Annotated in this window: 18 protein-coding genes; 14 read left to right on the top strand and 4 right to left on the bottom strand. The window is 72.8% G+C overall.

The window, feature by feature from the left end; genetic code table 11:
- Positions 1-10 precede the first annotated feature (10 nt).
- From KU893_RS03185 to KU893_RS03155, 7 genes are read left to right on the top strand one after another with little or no spacing between them, the layout of a single operon-like run.
- A complete protein-coding gene (locus tag KU893_RS03185) occupies positions 11-211 on the top strand; it encodes a hypothetical protein (RefSeq protein WP_218232875.1) in 201 nt (66 codons plus the stop codon).
- Positions 208-375: a hypothetical protein gene (locus KU893_RS03180; RefSeq protein ID WP_218232874.1), complete on the top strand. Its 168-nt coding sequence runs from the start codon at positions 208-210 to the stop codon at positions 373-375. Before KU893_RS03185 ends, KU893_RS03180 begins: the two co-directional genes overlap by 4 nt.
- Positions 372-845, top strand: a complete 474-nt coding sequence (locus KU893_RS03175; protein ID WP_218232873.1) for a DUF6328 family protein — start codon at positions 372-374, stop codon at positions 843-845. The genes KU893_RS03180 and KU893_RS03175 overlap by 4 nt, the downstream gene beginning before the upstream one ends.
- Positions 842-1,285 carry a hypothetical protein gene (locus KU893_RS03170; protein WP_218232872.1) on the top strand — a complete coding sequence of 148 codons (444 nt, stop codon included), beginning with the start codon at positions 842-844 and terminating at the stop codon, positions 1,283-1,285. Before KU893_RS03175 ends, KU893_RS03170 begins: the two co-directional genes overlap by 4 nt.
- Entirely contained in the window at positions 1,282-2,514 is a 1,233-nt protein-coding gene (locus tag KU893_RS03165) for an NRAMP family divalent metal transporter (protein ID WP_218232871.1), read from the top strand. Before KU893_RS03170 ends, KU893_RS03165 begins: the two co-directional genes overlap by 4 nt.
- A 13-nt stretch (positions 2,515-2,527) precedes the next feature.
- Entirely contained in the window at positions 2,528-3,226 is a 699-nt protein-coding gene (locus tag KU893_RS03160) for a hypothetical protein (protein ID WP_218232870.1), read from the top strand.
- Positions 3,227-3,271: 45 nt separating this feature from the next.
- Entirely contained in the window at positions 3,272-3,541 is a 270-nt protein-coding gene (locus KU893_RS03155) for a DUF7218 family protein (RefSeq protein ID WP_218232869.1), read from the top strand.
- Between the two features lie 212 nt (positions 3,542-3,753).
- On the opposite strand, the gene KU893_RS03150 is transcribed toward KU893_RS03155, so the two are convergent.
- Positions 3,754-5,490 (bottom strand): dolichyl-phosphate-mannose--protein mannosyltransferase, encoded by a 1,737-nt coding sequence (locus KU893_RS03150; protein WP_257440837.1) that lies wholly within the window; start codon positions 5,488-5,490, stop codon positions 3,754-3,756.
- 40 nt (positions 5,491-5,530) lie between these two features.
- Between KU893_RS03150 and rsmI the strand changes: the two genes are divergently transcribed.
- Genes rsmI through KU893_RS03135 form a run of 3 tightly spaced genes read left to right on the top strand, consistent with a single transcriptional unit; the run spans position 5,531 to position 8,077 of the window.
- Entirely contained in the window at positions 5,531-6,367 is an 837-nt protein-coding gene (gene rsmI, locus KU893_RS03145) for a 16S rRNA (cytidine(1402)-2'-O)-methyltransferase (RefSeq protein ID WP_218232867.1), read from the top strand.
- On the top strand, positions 6,360-7,226 hold the full coding sequence (locus KU893_RS03140) for an alpha/beta fold hydrolase (RefSeq protein WP_218232866.1): 867 nt from the start codon (positions 6,360-6,362) through the stop codon (positions 7,224-7,226). Before rsmI ends, KU893_RS03140 begins: the two co-directional genes overlap by 8 nt.
- On the top strand, positions 7,223-8,077 hold the full coding sequence (locus tag KU893_RS03135) for a TatD family hydrolase (RefSeq protein ID WP_218232865.1): 855 nt from the start codon (positions 7,223-7,225) through the stop codon (positions 8,075-8,077). Before KU893_RS03140 ends, KU893_RS03135 begins: the two co-directional genes overlap by 4 nt.
- Before the next feature lie 23 nt (positions 8,078-8,100).
- On the opposite strand, the gene KU893_RS03130 is transcribed toward KU893_RS03135, so the two are convergent.
- Together KU893_RS03130 and KU893_RS03125 are read right to left on the bottom strand one after the other, a co-directional pair.
- Entirely contained in the window at positions 8,101-8,895 is a 795-nt protein-coding gene (locus KU893_RS03130; RefSeq protein ID WP_218232864.1) for an HDOD domain-containing protein, read from the bottom strand.
- Complete coding sequence (locus KU893_RS03125) at positions 8,892-11,039, bottom strand: putative bifunctional diguanylate cyclase/phosphodiesterase (RefSeq protein WP_218232863.1); 2,148 nt, start codon at positions 11,037-11,039, stop codon at positions 8,892-8,894. Before KU893_RS03125 ends, KU893_RS03130 begins: the two co-directional genes overlap by 4 nt.
- Before the next feature lie 354 nt (positions 11,040-11,393).
- Here KU893_RS03125 and KU893_RS23110 point away from each other — a divergent pair, with 354 nt between their 5' ends.
- Genes KU893_RS23110 through KU893_RS03105 form a run of 4 tightly spaced genes read left to right on the top strand, consistent with a single transcriptional unit; the run spans position 11,394 to position 16,188 of the window.
- Positions 11,394-12,584 carry a resuscitation-promoting factor gene (locus tag KU893_RS23110; RefSeq protein ID WP_308167166.1) on the top strand — a complete coding sequence of 397 codons (1,191 nt, stop codon included), beginning with the start codon at positions 11,394-11,396 and terminating at the stop codon, positions 12,582-12,584.
- Between the two features lie 17 nt (positions 12,585-12,601).
- Positions 12,602-13,489, top strand: coding sequence for a 16S rRNA (adenine(1518)-N(6)/adenine(1519)-N(6))-dimethyltransferase RsmA (rsmA, locus tag KU893_RS03115; protein ID WP_218232862.1), 888 nt, complete (start codon positions 12,602-12,604; stop codon positions 13,487-13,489).
- Positions 13,486-14,379, top strand: a complete 894-nt coding sequence (locus KU893_RS03110; protein WP_218232861.1) for a 4-(cytidine 5'-diphospho)-2-C-methyl-D-erythritol kinase — start codon at positions 13,486-13,488, stop codon at positions 14,377-14,379. Before rsmA ends, KU893_RS03110 begins: the two co-directional genes overlap by 4 nt.
- 15 nt (positions 14,380-14,394) lie before the next feature.
- Positions 14,395-16,188 carry an ABC-F family ATP-binding cassette domain-containing protein gene (locus KU893_RS03105; protein WP_218232860.1) on the top strand — a complete coding sequence of 598 codons (1,794 nt, stop codon included), beginning with the start codon at positions 14,395-14,397 and terminating at the stop codon, positions 16,186-16,188.
- 17 nt (positions 16,189-16,205) lie between these two features.
- Here KU893_RS03105 and KU893_RS03100 read toward each other — a convergent pair whose 3' ends face one another.
- On the bottom strand, positions 16,206-16,694 hold the full coding sequence (locus KU893_RS03100; RefSeq protein ID WP_218232859.1) for a MarR family winged helix-turn-helix transcriptional regulator: 489 nt from the start codon (positions 16,692-16,694) through the stop codon (positions 16,206-16,208).
- Between the last annotated feature and the right edge of the window lie 65 nt (positions 16,695-16,759).

The following is a 16,759-nucleotide window of genomic DNA, read 5'->3' as shown; positions in this document are numbered from 1 at the left end:
CCTCTCGGCCATGGAGAACCGACCGGATCCCCGAGAGGCCGAGCACGCTGGCGAGGGCCAGGTGTCCGAGGTGGGCAACCTCGACGACGCCGGCGAGGTCGAGTCCCCGGCGGACGCCGTCGCGGGGCACCCGACGGACCGTGACGTGCAGGAGGGGAAGGCCGGGCCGGATGCCCGCACCGGCAACCAGGACCAGGAGGAGCGACGATGACGATTCCCGACCCCGAGCGGCCGGTGGCACCGGACGAGCCACCGATCCCCGACGATCCCGACGTCCCCACCGATCCCGAGGCACCCCTCGACGAGCCGGTCGAGGAGGTGGATCCGGAGCAGGACTACCCGCATGCCGAGGAGGCGGAGGAGGACCGGGCGTGACCACCGCGCCGGCCGGCACCCGGCAAAGGCGACGGCCACCCCAGCAGATCACCCGCAACCTCAACGAGCTGCTGCAGGAGCTCCGGGTGATGCAGACCGGCGTGCAGATCCTCACCGGCTTCTTGCTGACGGTCCCGTTCACGGACCGGTTCGGGGACCTCAGCGCCGGGCAGCAGCGGCTCTACCTCGGCATCCTGGTGACCGCCGTGCTGACCACGCTCGTCATCGTCGCTCCCGTCTGCTACCACCGTCTCCTGTTCCGGCAGGGGCGCCGCGACTGGATCGTGGCCGCGGCCCAGCGCTGCGCGCTGGTCGGGCTGGCAGGACTGGCGGTGGTGTCCGCGGCGGTCGTGCTCCTGGTGTTCGACGTGGTGCTCGGGACCCGCGCCGCACTGATCGCCGCGGCGGCGGTCGCGCTCGCGTTCACCGTGATGTGGGCTGTGGTCCCCTGGCGGGGCCGCACGAGGTGAAGCGCTCGCAGCGTCCGGCCGTCGTCGCGGTCCTGCTCGCCCTCGCCCTCCTTCTCGCCGGGTGCGGGGTGGTGAGCAGGCCCGGCCCGGCGGCCTGGGACGACCGGGCTGCCCAGGCCCTCACCGACGCCGGCAGCGAGGTCGCCACCGCCCGGCTCGCGTTGGAGTCGGCGCGCAAGGGGCGCACCTGGTCGTCGTACACCACGGTGCTCCTGGCCGAGGCCGAGGAGGCCGCGGGCAAGGTCGAGGAGGACCTGTCGCGCCTGCAGGTGCCCGCCGGCCGCGCCGACGCCGCTGCGCACGTGCTCGACCTGCTCGGCCGGGCCGTCGACCTCGTCGGCGAGGCCCGCGCGCACGCCGTCTCCGGGAAGTACGACGACCAGGCGCTCCTCGATCAGCTCGACCGCCTGTCCGACGAGCTGCAGCAGGCGGCGCCGTGAAGCGCTACTTCGCCGTCCTGCTGGGCATCCTGACCGCTATCGGCGGCTTCGTCGACATCGGTGACCTGGTCACCAACGCTCAGGTCGGCGCGCGGTTCGGGACCTCCCTGGTGGGGGTCGTCGCGCTCGGCGTGGTCGGCATCTGCGTGTTCGCCGAGATGTCCGGCCGGATCGCCGCGGTCAGCCGGCGGGCCACCTTCGACCTGGTCCGCGAGCGGCTCGGACCCCGGATGGGCTTCCTCAACCTGGTCGGGTCGATGCTGGTGACCCTGCTGACCTTCATCGCGGAGATCGGTGGTGTGGCCCTCGCGCTGCAGCTGGTCAGCTCGCTGCACCACCTGCTGATCGTGCCCTTCGTGGCCGCGGCGGTGTGGCTGGTGCTGTGGCGCGCGAAGTTCTCCTCGATCGAGAACGTGCTCGGCCTGATGGGCCTCGCGCTCATCGGCTTCGCGGTGGCGCTGTGGCAGCTCGGTCCGGACTGGGGCCAGCTCGTCGCCGGGGTGTCGCCTGCGGAGAAGCCGGAGGGCGAGGGTTGGGCGACCTACGCCTACTTCGCCGTCGCGCTGTTCGGCGCCGCGATGACGCCCTACGAGGTGTTCTTCTTCTCCAGCGGCGGCGTCGAGGAGCGCTGGACGAGCAAGGACATCGGGGTGATGCGGGCCAACGTCTTCATCGGCTTCCCGCTGGGCGGCCTGCTCTCGGTGGCGATCGCGGGGTGCGCGGCGACCGTGTTCCTGCCTGCCGGCGTCGCGGTCGAGACCCTCGGCCAGGTGGGCCTGCCGGTGGCCGTCGGGATCGGGAAGATCGGGCTCGCCGTCGTGGTGCTCGGCTTCTTCGCCGCCACCTTCGGCGCCGCCTGCGAGACGGGGCTGTCGACCGGCTACAGCCTGGCGCAGTACTTCGGCTTCCCGTGGGGCAAGTTCGTACGCCCGAAGGAGGCGGCCGGCTTCCACATCATCCTGCTGCTCGCGACCGTCGTCGCCGCCGGCGTGCTGCTCACCGGCGTCGACCCGATCATGGTCACCGAGATCTCAGTGGTCTTCTCGGCGATCGCGCTGCCGTTGACGTACTTCCCGATCCTCGTGGTCGCCAACGACCCCGACTACCTCGGTGAGCACGTGAACGGGCCGGTCGCGAACGCGCTCGGGGTGTTCTACCTCGTCGTCATCGCGGTCGCGGCCCTCGCCGCGATCCCGCTCATGGCGGTCACGTCGATGGGGCAGGGCTGAGAGGGGTGGGCTGATGGGATCGCTGGCCGAGCGCAACGGGTACGACGTCGGGCTGCACCTGCTGGACCGGCAGGTGATCGGCGCCGACGACCGGCTCATCGGCAAGGTCGACGACATCGAGCTCGTCATCGACGACGACGGCGCGCTGGTACCGACCGCCCTGCTGATGGGCCTGCCCGCCCTGTTGCCGCGCTTCGGCCCGCGCCTCGGCGGCGCGCTGGCCCGCGCCCACCGGCTGGTCAGGGAGGCGGCAGCAGACCAGGACCTGCCCCTGGTCGTCGACTTCGACCTCGTCGAGGACGTCTCCAGCGACGTCCGCCTCTCCGAGCCGGGGCATGGGCTGTTGCACCGGATGGCCCACGACCGTGCCGCGGATCCCCGCCGCTGCCGCGTCGGCGACCTGCTCGGCATCCCGGTCCGGTGTCCCGACCTCCCCCGGCGCTCCAAGGTCCTCGACCTGCGCATGGTCGGCTCGCCGGACGGGCCCGGCGAGCATCGCGTGGAATCCCTCATCGTCGGCCCCGGCCGACCCGGCGCGCTCTTCGGCTACGACCGCCGCAGCGAGCCCGGCCCGCTCGCCGTCGCCGCCGTCGTCCACTGGCTGCACCGCCACGCCCGCATCGTCGAGCTCGGCGAGGGGGTCGAGATCGACCATGAGGCCGGCGAGGTGCGCATCGTCGCCGGCACGTCTCTCGCGCCGCTGCGCGGGTAACGCCGGGAGGTACGTGGAACCCCTCGCGAGCGAGAAGGAGGAGACATGCCCGGCAAGAAGCACGGCCCCGGCATCAAGAACCCGGACGCCTACGAGGAGATCCGCAAGGGCGGCGCCAGCAAGGAGAAGGCCGCCCGGATCTCCAACGCGATGGCCTCCGAGGGCGCCAGCACGGTCGGCCGTCGCGGCGGCAAGGCCGGCGACTACGACGACTGGACCGTCGACAAGCTGCGCAAGCGCGCCGGCGAGCTCGACATCGAGGGCCGCTCGTCGATGAGGAAGAGCGAGCTGATCGACGCCCTGCGGCACCACTGACCGGCCGGTTCGCCCGGTGGTCGAGGTGCGACGAGCGCCAGCGAGGAGCGTGCTCCGGTGGTTGAGGTGCGACGAGCGCCAGCGAGGAGCCTCGAAACCTCCGGACGTGCTCTCGCGAACTGTGTCCGGAGCGGGTTCCGGCGGCACGGCCAGTGGTTTCGAGGCTCGGCCGCGGGCGGCCTCGCTCCTCAACCACCGGCAGACCGCCCGGGTCAGACCCAGCGGGAGAACCAGATCCGGTCCAGCCACTCGCTGTGGGTCAGCATCTGGTTGGTCCAGATCGGCCAGAACCACGCGAAGTTCACCAGGGTCAGCACCACGAACGCCCCGCCGACGATCACCCCGGCGGTGCGCCGGGCGGAGGGCGCGCGCGAGGACCCGATCAAGGTCCCGATGGCGAGCGTGATCGCGATGATCGTGAAGGGCAGGATGGCGATCGCGTAGAACAGGAAGATCGGCCGGTCGTCGTACATCATCCAGGGCAGCCAGGCCGACAGGGCCCCGACGACGGCCAGCCCGAAGCGCCAGTCGCGGGCGCCGACCCACATCACCACCGCGAACATCAGCGCCAGGACGCCGCCCCACCACAGCACGGGCGTCGGCAGCAGCAGCACCTGCTTGATGCAGTGGCTGTCCGCGGGGGCGTCGCAGCCGGGGGCGTCGGGTGAGATGTCGTTGGTGACCGCGACGCCCACGGGCCGGTTGATGAGCAGCCAGCTCGACGGCTTGGACTCGTAGAAGTGGGTGGAGCAGTCCAGGAAGTGCGTGTGGAAGGTGTAGACGTCCTGGTGGTAGTACCAGAGCGAGCGCAGCGACTGCCAGGCCTCGCCGAGGCCGCTCGCGTCCTTCTCGGTCGCCGTCGGCCACTTCTTCGTGGCGTCGAGGTCGGTGGCGACGTAGGAGTCGTCGTCCTTCGCGCAGTGCCCCTGCCCGGTGTACTGCCGGTACTGCGTGGAGCTGAGGTGCTCCTCGTACTCCTTCGCGTGCGTCAGCCAGCCGCCCCAGGTCGCGATGTAGACCAGCAGCGCCACCACGACGAGGGAGAGGAACGCCGGGATCCCGTCGACGAGCGCGCCCTTCGCCAGCGGCCACCGGATGCCGAGGGAGCGGCGGGCGCCGGCGCTCCAGATCCAGCACAGCACGCCCAGCGCGGCGAGCGGGTAGAGGGCGGTCCACTTGGTGCCGGCCGCGAGGCCGAAGCAGACGCCGGCGGCGATCAGCCAGGGGCGGAACAGGATCCGCGGGCCCCAGCCGGTGAGCGCGACGCCGTCATCCGTACGACGCGCGCGCCTCGCCAACCGCTCCCGGTGCCAGTCGCGGTCGGCCACCAGGCAGGAGACGGCGCAGAGCAGGAACAGCGCCAAGAAGATGTCGAGCAGCGCCAGCCGGGACAGCACGAAGTGCAGGCCGTCCAGCATCAGCAAGGTGCCGGCGACGCAGCCGAGCATCGTGGAGCCGGTCATCCGTCGTACCAGCCGGCACATGACGAGCACCATCAGCGCACCGGCGACGGCCGACGCGATCCGCCAGCCGAACGGGTCCATCCCGAACGCCTTCTCGCCGAGCGCGATCAGCCACTTGCCGACGTCCGGGTGCACGGCGAGCGACGGCTCGCCGGTCCACACGCCCTGCGTGTGCCCGGCGAGGATGTCGGCGTTGATGTCGGTCTTGGTGTTGCCGTCGACATCGGTCAGGTAGGTCTCGATGTAGCCGTTGTTGAGCAGCGACCACGCGTCCTTGGCGTAGTACGTCTCGTCGAAGGCGAACCGGTGCGGGTTGCCGAGGCCGACCAGGCGCAGCGCGAAGGCCAGCAGGGTGAGCCCGATCGGGCCGAGCCAGCCGACCAGCCGCTGCCGCGCGGACAACCGCCGGATCGGGCTGACCGCCCGCTCGACCGCCAACGGCACCCGTCGCCCGAGGGCGGTGCGGGACAGGCCGACGACGGTCACGGAGGGCAACCCTACGTGCCCCATCTGCAAGGATCGTGACGTGAGTGGAGTCCTGGTGCTGGCGGGTACGCCGATCGGCCAGGTCGGCGACGCGCCGCCCCGGCTGGCCGAGGAGCTGGCCGCCGCCGACGTCGTCGCCGCCGAGGACACCCGCCGGCTGCGGCGGCTGGTGACCGACCTCGGCATCGAGCTGTCGGGGCGCGTCGTGTCCTACTTCGAGGGCAACGAGGCGGCGCGGACCCCCGCCCTGGTCGAGGCCCTCGAAGCCGGCGAGCGGGTGGTGCTCGTGACCGACGCCGGCATGCCGAGCGTGTCCGACCCGGGCTACCGCCTGGTGGCGGCCGCCGTCGAGGCCGGCATCCGGGTGACCGCCGTCCCCGGCCCGTCGGCGGTGCTGACCGCTCTCGCCGTCTCGGGCCTGCCTGTCGACCGGTTCTGCTTCGAGGGCTTCTTGCCGCGCAAGGCGGGGGAGCGCTCCCGCCGGCTGGCGGACCTGGCGAGCGAGCAGCGCACGATGGTCTTCTTCGAGGCGCCGCACCGCACCCAGGCGGCGCTGGAGGCGATGCGCGACGCCTTCGGCGCCGACCGCGCCGCCGCAGTGTGTCGCGAGCTGACCAAGACCCACGAGGAGGTACGCCGCGACGGCCTCGCCGCCCTCGTCGACTGGGCCGCCGCGGGGGTGCGGGGCGAGGTCACCATCGTCGTCACCGGCGCGACCCCGGGCGCGGGGATCGCGACCGACCCGGACAGCCTGCGGGCCGCCGTCGCCGGACTCGAGGAGTCCGGGATGCGACGCAAGGAGGCGATCGCCGTGGTGGCCGGGCAGGCTGGACTCCCCAAACGCGACGTCTACCAGGTGGTGCACATCGATGGCTGAGCCGAAGTCCGTCACGACCGTCGAGCGCGACGGCCTCGTCTTCGACGTCCTCGTCGACGGTCCGCCCGACGGTGAGCCGATCCTGCTCCTGCACGGGTTCCCGGAGCGGGCCACGTCCTGGCGCCTGGTCGCACCGCTGCTGCACGAGGCGGGCTACCGCACCCTGGCCATGGACCAGCGGGGCTACTCCCGGGGCGCCCGGCCGCGGCGCCGACGCGACTACCGGGCGAGCGAGCTGATGGCCGACGCCCTCACCGTCGTGGACGCCCTGGTCGGCCCGCAGGGGCGCGCCCACGTCGTCGGCCACGACTGGGGTGCGATCCCCGCCTGGCTCCTGGCGGCCCACCACGCCGACCGGGTGGCCTCGCTGACGGCGGTGTCCGTGCCGCACCCGCAGGCCTTCCTGACCGCCATGGTCCGCTCCGAGCAGCTGCTGAAGTCCTGGTACATGCTGGCCTTCCAGCTCCCGCGCCTCCCCGAGCTGGTGCTCGGCCGGACCGACGACCTCGCCGCGCGGCAGCTGCGCGCGGCCGGCTTCACCGCCGAGGACGTGGCCCGGTTCCGCACCGAGATCGTCGAGGACGGCGCGCTGCCGACCGCGCTCAACTGGTACCGCGCCCTGCCCCTGGGCGACCCGCGCCTGATGCGGCGCCGGGTCAGCGTGCCGACCACCATGGTGTGGAGCGACCAGGACGTCGCGCTGAGCCGCTGGGGTGCGGAGCACGCCGGCGACTGGGTCGACGGGCCGTACCGCTTCGTCGAGCTGGGTGGCGTCTCCCACTGGATCCCGACCCAGGCGCCCGAGGCGCTGGCCGACGCGATCCTGCACCGGGTCCGCTCGACCGACCCCGCCTCGTGAGCGACCAGCGCCCGCCGGTCCCCGAACCGCTGCCGCACCCGGTCGTCGACAACCACTGTCACCTCGACATCAGCCGGGAGGGCCGCGGCGCGCAGCCGTGGGACGCCCGGGAGGCGATCGACGCCGCCGCCGCGGTCGGCGTACGACGGATCGTGCAGATCGGCTGCGACCTGCCCGGTGCCCGCTGGGCGGTGGCTGCCGCGGCCGAGCACCCCGAGCTGGTCGCGGGCGTCGCCCTGCACCCCAACGAGGCGCCCCGGATCCTCGAGCAGGAGGGACGCGCCGCGCTCGAGGCCGCCTGGGACGAGATCGAGCAGCTCGCCGGCGCCCACGCGAAGGTGCGGGCGGTGGGGGAGACCGGTCTCGACGCGTTCCGGACCGGCGACGAGGGCCGGGCGGTGCAGGTCGAGTCGTTCCGCCGCCACGTCGACATCGCCAAGCGCCTCGACAAGACCCTCGTCATCCACGACCGGGAGACCCACGACGAGGTGCTCGCGGTGATCGACAGCGAGGGCGCCCCCGAGCGCTGGGTGATGCACTGCTTCTCCGGCGACGCCGCCTTCGCCCGGGCCTGCCTGGACCGCGGCGCCCACCTCTCCTTCGCCGGGACGGTCACGTTCAAGAACGCCGAGGCGCTGCGCGAGGCGCTGCGGATCACGCCCAGGGACCGGGTGCTCGTCGAGACGGACGCGCCCTACCTCACGCCGGTGCCCTACCGCGGCCGCGCCAACGCGTCGTACCTCGTCCCGCTGACGGTGCGGGCGATGGCCGCCGAGCGGGGGGACGACCTCGCCGAGCTGTGCGCCGCGATCGACGCGAACACCGAGTTGGCCTTCGGCGGCAGCTGGTAGCGCCCGACCATCCGGCCCGGCGGTCACAGGCCCAACGACGTCTGGAGTGCGGCGACGTCCGCGCGGATCGCGGTCAGCACCCGCGGTGCGTCGGACTCGGTGACCCGGCGGTGCGAGACCTGCTCGAGCCCGGTCCGACGGTGCGCGGGGTCCAGCAGCCGAGCCGCGAGCTCGTACGCCGTGCGCAGCAGGACGCCGTCGGCACCGGACGGCACGGCGCGCAGGGTGTCCACCATCTCGATGGGGAAGCGCCACTGCTGCAGGGCCTCGGCGGTCAGCCGGGGGCCACAGATCCCGTAGCGCAGGGTCTCGGCCGAGAACCGCTCCGTGCCCAGGTCGGTCGTGGCGCGCACCACGTCGTACCCGTCCGGGTCGGCCTGGTGCAGCAGGGCTGCTCCCAGCTGGGCGAGCAGGCCGAGGCACAGGGCGTCGGCGGTGGTCAGGCGGAACCGCGGGCCGAGCGCGCCGGCGGCCGCGGCCAGGTGCACCGAGGTGTCCCAGAAGTCCTCGGGCAGGTCCTTGGCGCTGTCGATGCCGGACAGCGCCACGGTCGCGATCGAACGCACCGTGTTGAACCCGACCACGGTGACGGCGAGCTGCAGGCTGCGCACCCGCCCGGACAGGCCGAAGTAGGCGGAGTTGGCCAGCTTCATCACCCGGGCCGCGAGGGCCATGTCCGCGCCGAGGATGGCGGCGAGCTCGCCCGCACCCGTGCCCTCGTCGTTGCAGGTCGCCACCACCTGGGCGGCCACGGGACGTGCCGCGGCCATCTGGTCGAGGCCGTCGAGGATGGCGTCGACGTCCAGCGCCGTGCTCACGGCGTCGTCCCGGCGGGGAGCAGCCGGCCGGCCCGGCACCAGTCGACGAAGTCGGGCTCCTCCAGGGCCGGGCTGATCACGAATCCCTGCATGACGGTGCAGCTCATCTGGCCGAGCATCCGGATCTGCGAGGTCGTCTCCACCCCCTCGGCGACCACGCCGATGCCCAGGTTGTGGGCGAGGCTGATGACGGCCTGGACGACCGCGGTGTGCCCGTCCTGCAGCTCGGCGACGAACGAGCGGTCGACCTTGAGGAAGTTGACGGGGAGGCGGCGCAGGTAGGCGAGTGAGGAGTACCCGGTGCCGAAGTCGTCGATGGCGACCTGGACGCCGTGGTCGCGCAGCTGGCGCAGGATCGTCGAGGCGGTGTCGGGGTCGTTCATCAGTGCCGACTCGGTGATCTCCAGGCACAGCTGCTCGGGTCGCAGACCGCTGCGCCGCAGGGTCCGCTTCACCGCCTGGGCCAGCAGGTGGTCGTTCATCTGCAGCGCCGAGAGGTTGACGCTGACGGACGGCGGTGCCAGCGCTCCCAGCTGGGACTGCCACGCCGCCAGCGCCGTGCACGCCGTCTCGAGGACGAGCTCGCCCAGCTCGTGCACCAGCCCGTGCTCCTCGGCCAGCCCCACGAAGACGTCCGCGGGGATGCTGCCCCGCTCGGGGTGCCGCCAGCGCGCCAGGGCCTCGACCGAGACCAGCTCCGCCCGACCGTCCTGAGCCCGCACGACCGGCTGGTAGGACAGCGTGATCCGGCGCTGCTCGATCGCCTGGCGCAGGTCGGCGACCAGGCTCAGGGTGTCGTAGGCCGCGCTGCGGGCGCTCTCGTCGAGCACCATGATCCGGCCCTTGCCGCGCGACTTGGCCTGGTACATCGCGATGTCGCAGTCACGGATGAGGTCGTCGGCCGAGTGGTGGTCGGGACCGCGCAGCACGACGCCGATCGAGCCGCGGGGATGGATCTCGACGCCGTCGAGCACCACCGGGGCCGACAGCACCCGCAGGATCCGGTCGGCCACCTCGAGCGCGCCGTCCAGCGACCCGGTGGCACAGGCCACCACGAACTCGTCGCCGCCGAACCGCGCGACGAGGTCGCCGGGCCGCACCGCCGCCGTGAGCCGGTGGGCGACCTCGACGAGCAGGGCGTCGCCGGCGGTGTGCCCGAGGCTGTCGTTGACGACCTTGAAGTTGTCGAGGTCGAGGAACATGCAGGCCAGGCCGGCGTCGGGGTCGGCCATCGTGGCGCCGACGTGCTCCCACAGCCGCGCGCGGCGGGGCAGCCCGGTCAGCGAGTCGTGCGTCGCCTGGTAGTTCAGCCGCTCCTCGAACTCGCGCCGCTCGGTGATGTCCTCCAAGGTGGCCACGAAGCCGTCGCCCACCCCCGGGGTCAGCAGCGGCGTGAACCGCATGTCGGTGTGCCGTACCCGCCGCTGGCTGTCGAGGAACCGGGCCTGCAGCTCGCGTTCCTGCCCGGCGAGCACGGCGACCACGGTCTCGGCGATCCGCTCCTCGTCGTCCCGGTGCGCATAGGCGATCCACCCGGTGCCGAGGAGCTTGTCGGCGGTGACGCCCAGAAGGACGCACAGCGCGTCGTTGACGTGGCCCAGCCGCATCCCCTGCTCGGACATCATGGTCGGTACGGGGGAGCGCTCCGCCATCACCTTGAACCGGTGCTCGAGGGCGTCGGCCGAGGCGCGCAGCGCGAGCTCCCGCTCGGAGTGGGCCGGATCCACCTGCACCGCCCAGAGCAGCCCGCCGGGCGCGGGGATGGTGCTCACCCGGCAGGCCACGGTCTCGCCGACCGCGGTCCGCAGGCTCACCGCGGTCGTGGTCGGCCGCTCGCGGCGGAACAGGGGGCGCAACGAGGCGCCGTCGGAGCCGATGACGAACCGGTCCAGCCGGACGCCCTGGACGTCGGAGCCGGCCCAGCCCAGCAGCTCGCTCGCGCCCCGGTTGCTCCAGCGGATGACGGGCTCCCCGGTGTCGGTCAGCTCGGCGACGAGCGTCGCCCGGCCGACATCGGCCGCCACGGCGTGCAGCACGGCCGCGACGACCTCGCGGGGCTGCTGGTGGGGCTGCTGGTGCGGCTGCTGGTGCGTGGGTGGGTCCGGGTCGGGAGCACGGGCGGAGGAGCGGGCGCTGGTCGTCATCGTTCCTTCTCCGTGCCTGTCGGTGTGCAGTCCTCGGGGACCCCTTCGGCCCGCGAGGGCGCGACCTGAAGGACCGGCGCGGCAGGGGGCGACCGCCGTGTGACTGATGGGACGGGTGGGACATCTCCGGCGTGAGACGGGTCACGGGTCCGAGAGGTGAGGACCCTCGCCAAGTTGCGATCCACGCAGGAACCCTGTTCTCGTGGACGACTGACGGCCGGGATCGGGAAGCAGTTCCTCGACCAGCTCACCACCGATCCGACCGCCGACGCACCGCCGCTCACCCGGCGATGCGAGGGGGGTTGGATCCGAGCTGGTCGCTCGAGGCCCGGGCAGTACGACGTTCGGAGAATCGTGCGACCTGCGCACCCCACCCTCGCCCAGCCCGCCAAGGGCCAGGCCCTGAAGACGACCTTCCTCGGGCTGGTCCACAGCCGCAAGGCCCTCGTCGTCACCGTCGCCGCCGTCCTGGTGGCGGTCTCCGCGGTGACCTGGGGCTACTCCTCGATGACCACCGAGGTCCGGCTGTCGGTCGACGGCAAGGAGCGCACCGTCTCCACGATGGGGGACACCGTCGGCGACGTGCTGCGTGAGGAGGGCCTCGAGGTGTCCGCGCGCGACATCGTGCAGCCCAGCACCGACTCGAAGCTGGAGGCCGGTGACCGGATCGCCGTCCGGTACAGCCGCCCGGTCGAGCTGACCGTCGACGGCGTGACCAGCACGCACTGGGTGACCGCGACCGACGTCGACGGTGCGCTGCGAGAGATCGGCGCAGCGATCGGCACGGGCTTCGACTCGGCGTACGCCGACAGCCGGCTCTCCACCAGCCGGGGCGCCGACATCAGCCGCGGTGGCGCACAGATCGACGTCGTCACCCCGAAGGAGCTCACCTTCGCCCTCGCCGGCCAGGCGCCCGTCACCCGCGAGGTGACCGCGCTGACCGTCGAGGACGCGTTGGCCGAGGTCGGCGTCGAGCTCGACGAGCACGACAAGGTGCGCCCCGCCCGCGACACCGAGCTCGCCGACGGCGACAAGATCGTGTTCACCGACATCGAGAAGCGCGAGCGCTCCGTGAGCGGCGAGGCCGTTCCCGCGCCGGTGCGCAAGGTCTCCGACGACACGCTGTACCAGGGACAGACCAAGGTCGTCACCGAGGGCGTCCCCGGCACCCGCGACGTCACCTACAAGGTGACGGTGCGCAACGGCGAGGTCGTGCGCCGCGTCGTGCTGACCGCCACCGTCACCAGCCAGCCGACCGCAGAGGTCGTCAAGGTCGGCACCAAGCCGGTCATCGAGTCCGGCAACACCGTGTGGGACCGGCTCGCCCAGTGCGAGGCCGGCGGCAACTGGCACATCAACACCGGCAACGGCTACTACGGCGGCCTCCAGTTCAACATCGGGACCTGGCGCGCCAACGGCGGCACCGGCTACCCGCACCAGGCCTCCCGGGAGGAGCAGATCCGGATCGCCACCCGGGTTCGCGACGCCTCGGGCGGGTACGGCGCCTGGCCGGGCTGCGCCGCGAAGCTCGGCCTGCCCCGATAGACCGATAGCCTGACCCCATGCCTGAAACCTCCGCGCCGCGGCTGCTGGGCCCGGCGGAGGTTCGGGAGCTCGCAGCACGGCTGGGCGTGCGCCCGACCAAGCAGCGTGGCCAGAACTTCGTCATCGACGCCAACACGGTGCGCCGGATCGTCCGCGAGTCCGGTGTCACCGCGGGCGAGACCGTGCTCGAGGTCGGTCCCGGCCTCGGCTCGCTGACCCTCGCGCTGCTCGAGGTCGGCGCCGAGGTCACCGCGATCGAGATCGACCCGCTGCTCGCCGCGGAGCTGCCGGCCACCATCGCGACCTTCGCCCCCGACCAGGCCGCGCGGTTCCGGGTGGTGCTCGCCGACGCGTTGAGCGTCACGGAGATCCCCGGTCCGCCGCCCCGGGCGCTGGTGGCCAACCTGCCCTACAACGTCTCCGTGCCGGTCCTGCTCCACCTGATGGCGCTGCTGCCGTCGCTCGAGCACGGCCTGGTCATGGTGCAGTCCGAGGTCGCCGACCGCCTGGCCGCGCCCCCCGGATCGAAGACCTACGGTGTCCCGTCCGCGAAGGCGGCCTGGTACGCCGACGTACGCCGGGCCGGTGCGATCGGACGCAACGTCTTCTGGCCCGCGCCCAACGTCGACTCCGGGCTGGTCGCCTGGACCCACCACGCCCCGCCGACCGACGAGGTGACGCGGGAGCAGGTGTTCGCGGTGATCGACGCAGCGTTCGCGCACCGGCGCAAGGCGCTGCGCGGCGCGCTGCGCACCCTCGCCGGCGGCGCCGAGCAGGCGGAAGCCGCGTTGCAGGCGGCGGGCATCGACCCGCTGACCCGCGGCGAGGCACTCGGGATCGACGAGTTCGTGGCGATCACGGTCGCCCTCCATGCGACGGCCGACGGCCCGAAGGGCGATTCATGACACAGGTGACGGTCCGGGCACCCGCCAAGATCAACCTCCACCTCGGAGTCGGCGGGCTGCGGCCGGACGGCAAGCATGCCCTCGCGACGGTCTACCAGGCCGTCGGGCTCTACGACGACGTCACGGCCGTCGAGGCCGAGAGCTGGTCGGTCGGGCTGACGGAGCCGGTCGACGGCGTACCCCTCGACGACGACAACATCGCCCTGCGTGCCGGACGGGCGCTGGCCGCCCACCACGGCCTGGACCGCGCCGCCCGGATCACCATCGCCAAGGGCATCCCCGTGATGGGCGGCATGGCCGGCGGATCGGCCGACGCCGCCGCGACCCTGCTCGCCCTCGACCGGCTGTGGGACCTGCAGACCTCCGACGACGACCTGCTCCGGATCGCGGGCACCCTCGGCAGCGACGTGCCGTTCGCGCTGCTCGGCGGGACCGCGCTCGGCACCGGCCACGGCGAGATCGTCACGCCGGTCGAGGACACCAGCTCGGTGTGGTGGGTGGTCGTCCTCTCCGACGAGGGCCTGTCCACGCCCGCGGTCTACGGCCACTTCGACGAACTCTCGCCCGACGCTCCTGCCGAGCCGCCCGTCCCGGACGCGCTGATCGCCGCCCTCGCCGGCGGCTGCCCCGAGGAGATCGGCGACCTGCTCGCCAACGACCTCTGGCCGGCCGCCCGCGACCTGCGTCCCGACCTGGTCGACGTCGAGGTCACGCTGCGCAGCATGGCCCCCGACGGCGTCCTGCTGTCCGGGTCCGGCCCGACCCTGCTCGTGCTGCACGAGGACGTCGACGAGGCCCGCACCACCGTCGCGGAGCTCACCGCCCAGGGCTACCGCTGCACCCTCGCCCCCGGTCCCGTCGCGGGCGCCCACGTGGTGACCTATGCCTGAGCAGGAGATCCACCGATGAGCGCCGGGTCCCTCCTCAACCTCGAGCGGGTCTCCAAGTCGTACGGCGTGCGCCCGCTCCTCACCGACGTCTCGCTCGGCGTCGGCGCCGGCGAGCGGATCGGCATCGTCGGGCGCAACGGCGACGGCAAGACCACGCTGCTGCGGATCATGACCGGCGCCGAGGAGCCCGACGAGGGCCGGGTCTCGCGCCAGCGCGGTCTGCTCGTCGGTGTCCTCTCCCAGCAGGACGACTTCGACGACGCCCACACCGTGCGCCAGGTCGTGCTCCAGGGCAAGGCCGACCACGAGTGGGCCGCCGACTCCCGGCTGCGCGAGATCGTCGAGGTCCTCCTCGCCGGGGTCGACCTCGACCGAGCCGTCCACGGGCTGTCCGGCGGCGAGCGCCGGCGTTGTGCCCTGGCCGGCCTGCTGCTCGGCGACCACGACCTGATCGTCCTCGACGAGCCCACCAACCACCTCGACGTCGAGGCCGTCGCCTGGCTCGCCGCCCACCTCGCCGCTCGGTCCTCGGCTCTCGTCGTCGTCACCCACGACCGCTGGTTCCTCGACGCCGTGTGCCAGCAGACCTGGGAGGTCCACGACGGGGTCGTCGACCTGTACGAGGGCGGGTACGCCGCCTTCGTGCTCGCCAAGGCCGAGCGCCAGCGCCAGGCCGCTGCCTCCGAGCAGCGTCGCCAGAACCTGGTCCGCAAGGAGCTCGCCTGGCTGCGCCGCGGGGCGCCTGCCCGTACCTCCAAGCCCAAGTTCCGGATCGACGCCGCCAACGCCCTCATCGAGGACGTCCCCCCGCCGCGCGACCGCCTCGAGCTCCAGCGGTTCGCCGCCCAGCGGCTAGGCAAGGACGTCATCGACGTGGAGGGCGTCGACTTCTCCCGCGGCACCCGCCAGCTGCTGTCCCACGCCACCTGGCGGCTCGGCCCCGGCGACCGGATCGGCCTGGTCGGCGTCAACGGCGCCGGCAAGACCTCGGTCCTCTCGCTGCTCTCCGGCGAGGCGGCCCCGTCGGCCGGCCGGGTCCGCCACGGGCGCACCGTCGCCCTCCAGCACCTCACCCAGGACGTGGAGGTCGACGACCCCGAGGCCCGGGTGCTCGCCACCGTCGAGTCGATCCGGCGGGTCACCAAGACCGCGGACGGCGAGATCACCGCGACCTCGATGCTCGAGCGCTTCGGCTTCACCGGGGACCGGCTGACCGCCCGGATCGGCGACCTCTCCGGCGGCGAGCGCCGCCGCTTCCAGCTGCTCCGGCTGCTGCTCACCGAGCCCAACGTGCTGCTCCTCGACGAGCCCACCAACGACCTCGACATCGAGACCCTCAACGTCCTCGAGGACTTCCTCGACGGCTGGCCCGGCACCCTCGTCGTCGTGTCCCACGACCGGTACTTCCTCGAGCGGGTCACCGACTCCGTGTGGGCCCTGCTCGGCGACGGCCAGATCTCGATGCTGCCCCGGGGCGTCGACGAGTACCTCGAGCGCCGGGCCGCGGCGCTGGCGGCGACGCCCTCAGATCGTTCGATCGAACGATCTGAGGGACCCGCCGCCGCCACCGACACCGCCAAGGCCAAGGCCGGCTCGGCCGAGGAGCGCGCGGCGAAGAAGACGGTCGCCCGCCTCGACAAGGTCCTCGAGCGGCTCTCCGCCCGGGAGGCCGAGCTGACGGCCGACCTCGCCGCCCACGCCAGCGATCCGGAGAAGCTGACCGCGATCGGGAGCGAGCTCACCGCTCTGCAGGAGGAGAAGGAGGCGGCCGAGCTGGAGTGGCTCGAGGCCGCCGAGGTCCTCGAGTAGCGCCCGAGCCGGGGCGCTCAGCCGGAGAACGGCACGAGCAGGCGCCGGAGCAGGCCGGCCAGCACCGCCTGGTCCTCGGCCGACAGGCCGCTCAGCAGCTCGCGCTCGGCCTCGAGCAGCGCGGCGAAGGCGCCGTCGACGGCGTCCTTGCCGTCCGGGGTGAGCCGGACCAGCACGCCACGGCGGTCGGTCGGGTCGGGGTGTCGCTCGACCAGGCCGCGGGTGGTGAGTCGGTCGACGCGGTTGGTCATCGTCCCGCTGGTCACCAGGGTCTCGCGCAGCAGCCGGCCGGGGGAGAGCTCGTACGGTTCGCCCGCCCGCCGCAGCGCGGCCATCACGTCGAACTCCCACGACTCGATGTCGTGGGTGGTGAAGGCCTGCCGGCGGGCCCGGTCGACGTGGTGCGCCAGCCGGGAGATCCGGCTGAACACCGACACCGGAGCGAGGTCGAGGTCGCTGCGCTCGCGCGCCCACGCCTCGATCAGCTCGTCCACCTCGTCCCGCATGGACCCACTCTATCCGAACGATCGAGAATCTTTATATCAAGATAAGTCGAGCGTAGGGTCGGCCC

This window comes from Nocardioides daeguensis, from assembly GCF_019192965.1.
Classification (GTDB): Bacteria; Actinomycetota; Actinomycetes; order Propionibacteriales; family Nocardioidaceae; genus Nocardioides; species Nocardioides daeguensis.
The sequence above is the reverse complement of the archived record's forward strand: the minus strand, read 5'-3'. Positions and strand labels throughout refer to the sequence as shown.

Excerpts from the sequence above, each read along its gene's own strand:
- KU893_RS03155 (WP_218232869.1), top strand. The coding sequence starts at position 3,272 with ATGCCCGGCAAGAAGCACGGCCCCGGCATCAAGAACCCGGACGCCTAC.
- KU893_RS03140 (WP_218232866.1), top strand. The coding sequence starts at position 6,360 with ATGGCTGAGCCGAAGTCCGTCACGACCGTCGAGCGCGACGGCCTCGTC.
- KU893_RS03100 (WP_218232859.1), bottom strand. The coding sequence starts at position 16,694 with ATGCGGGACGAGGTGGACGAGCTGATCGAGGCGTGGGCGCGCGAGCGC.
- KU893_RS03125 (WP_218232863.1), bottom strand. The coding sequence starts at position 11,039 with ATGACGACCAGCGCCCGCTCCTCCGCCCGTGCTCCCGACCCGGACCCA.
- KU893_RS03160 (WP_218232870.1), top strand. The coding sequence starts at position 2,528 with ATGGGATCGCTGGCCGAGCGCAACGGGTACGACGTCGGGCTGCACCTG.
- KU893_RS03110 (WP_218232861.1), top strand. The coding sequence starts at position 13,486 with ATGACACAGGTGACGGTCCGGGCACCCGCCAAGATCAACCTCCACCTC.
- KU893_RS03185 (WP_218232875.1), top strand. The coding sequence starts at position 11 with ATGGAGAACCGACCGGATCCCCGAGAGGCCGAGCACGCTGGCGAGGGC.
- KU893_RS03105 (WP_218232860.1), top strand. The coding sequence starts at position 14,395 with ATGAGCGCCGGGTCCCTCCTCAACCTCGAGCGGGTCTCCAAGTCGTAC.
- rsmA (WP_218232862.1), top strand. The coding sequence starts at position 12,602 with ATGCCTGAAACCTCCGCGCCGCGGCTGCTGGGCCCGGCGGAGGTTCGG.
- KU893_RS03180 (WP_218232874.1), top strand. The coding sequence starts at position 208 with ATGACGATTCCCGACCCCGAGCGGCCGGTGGCACCGGACGAGCCACCG.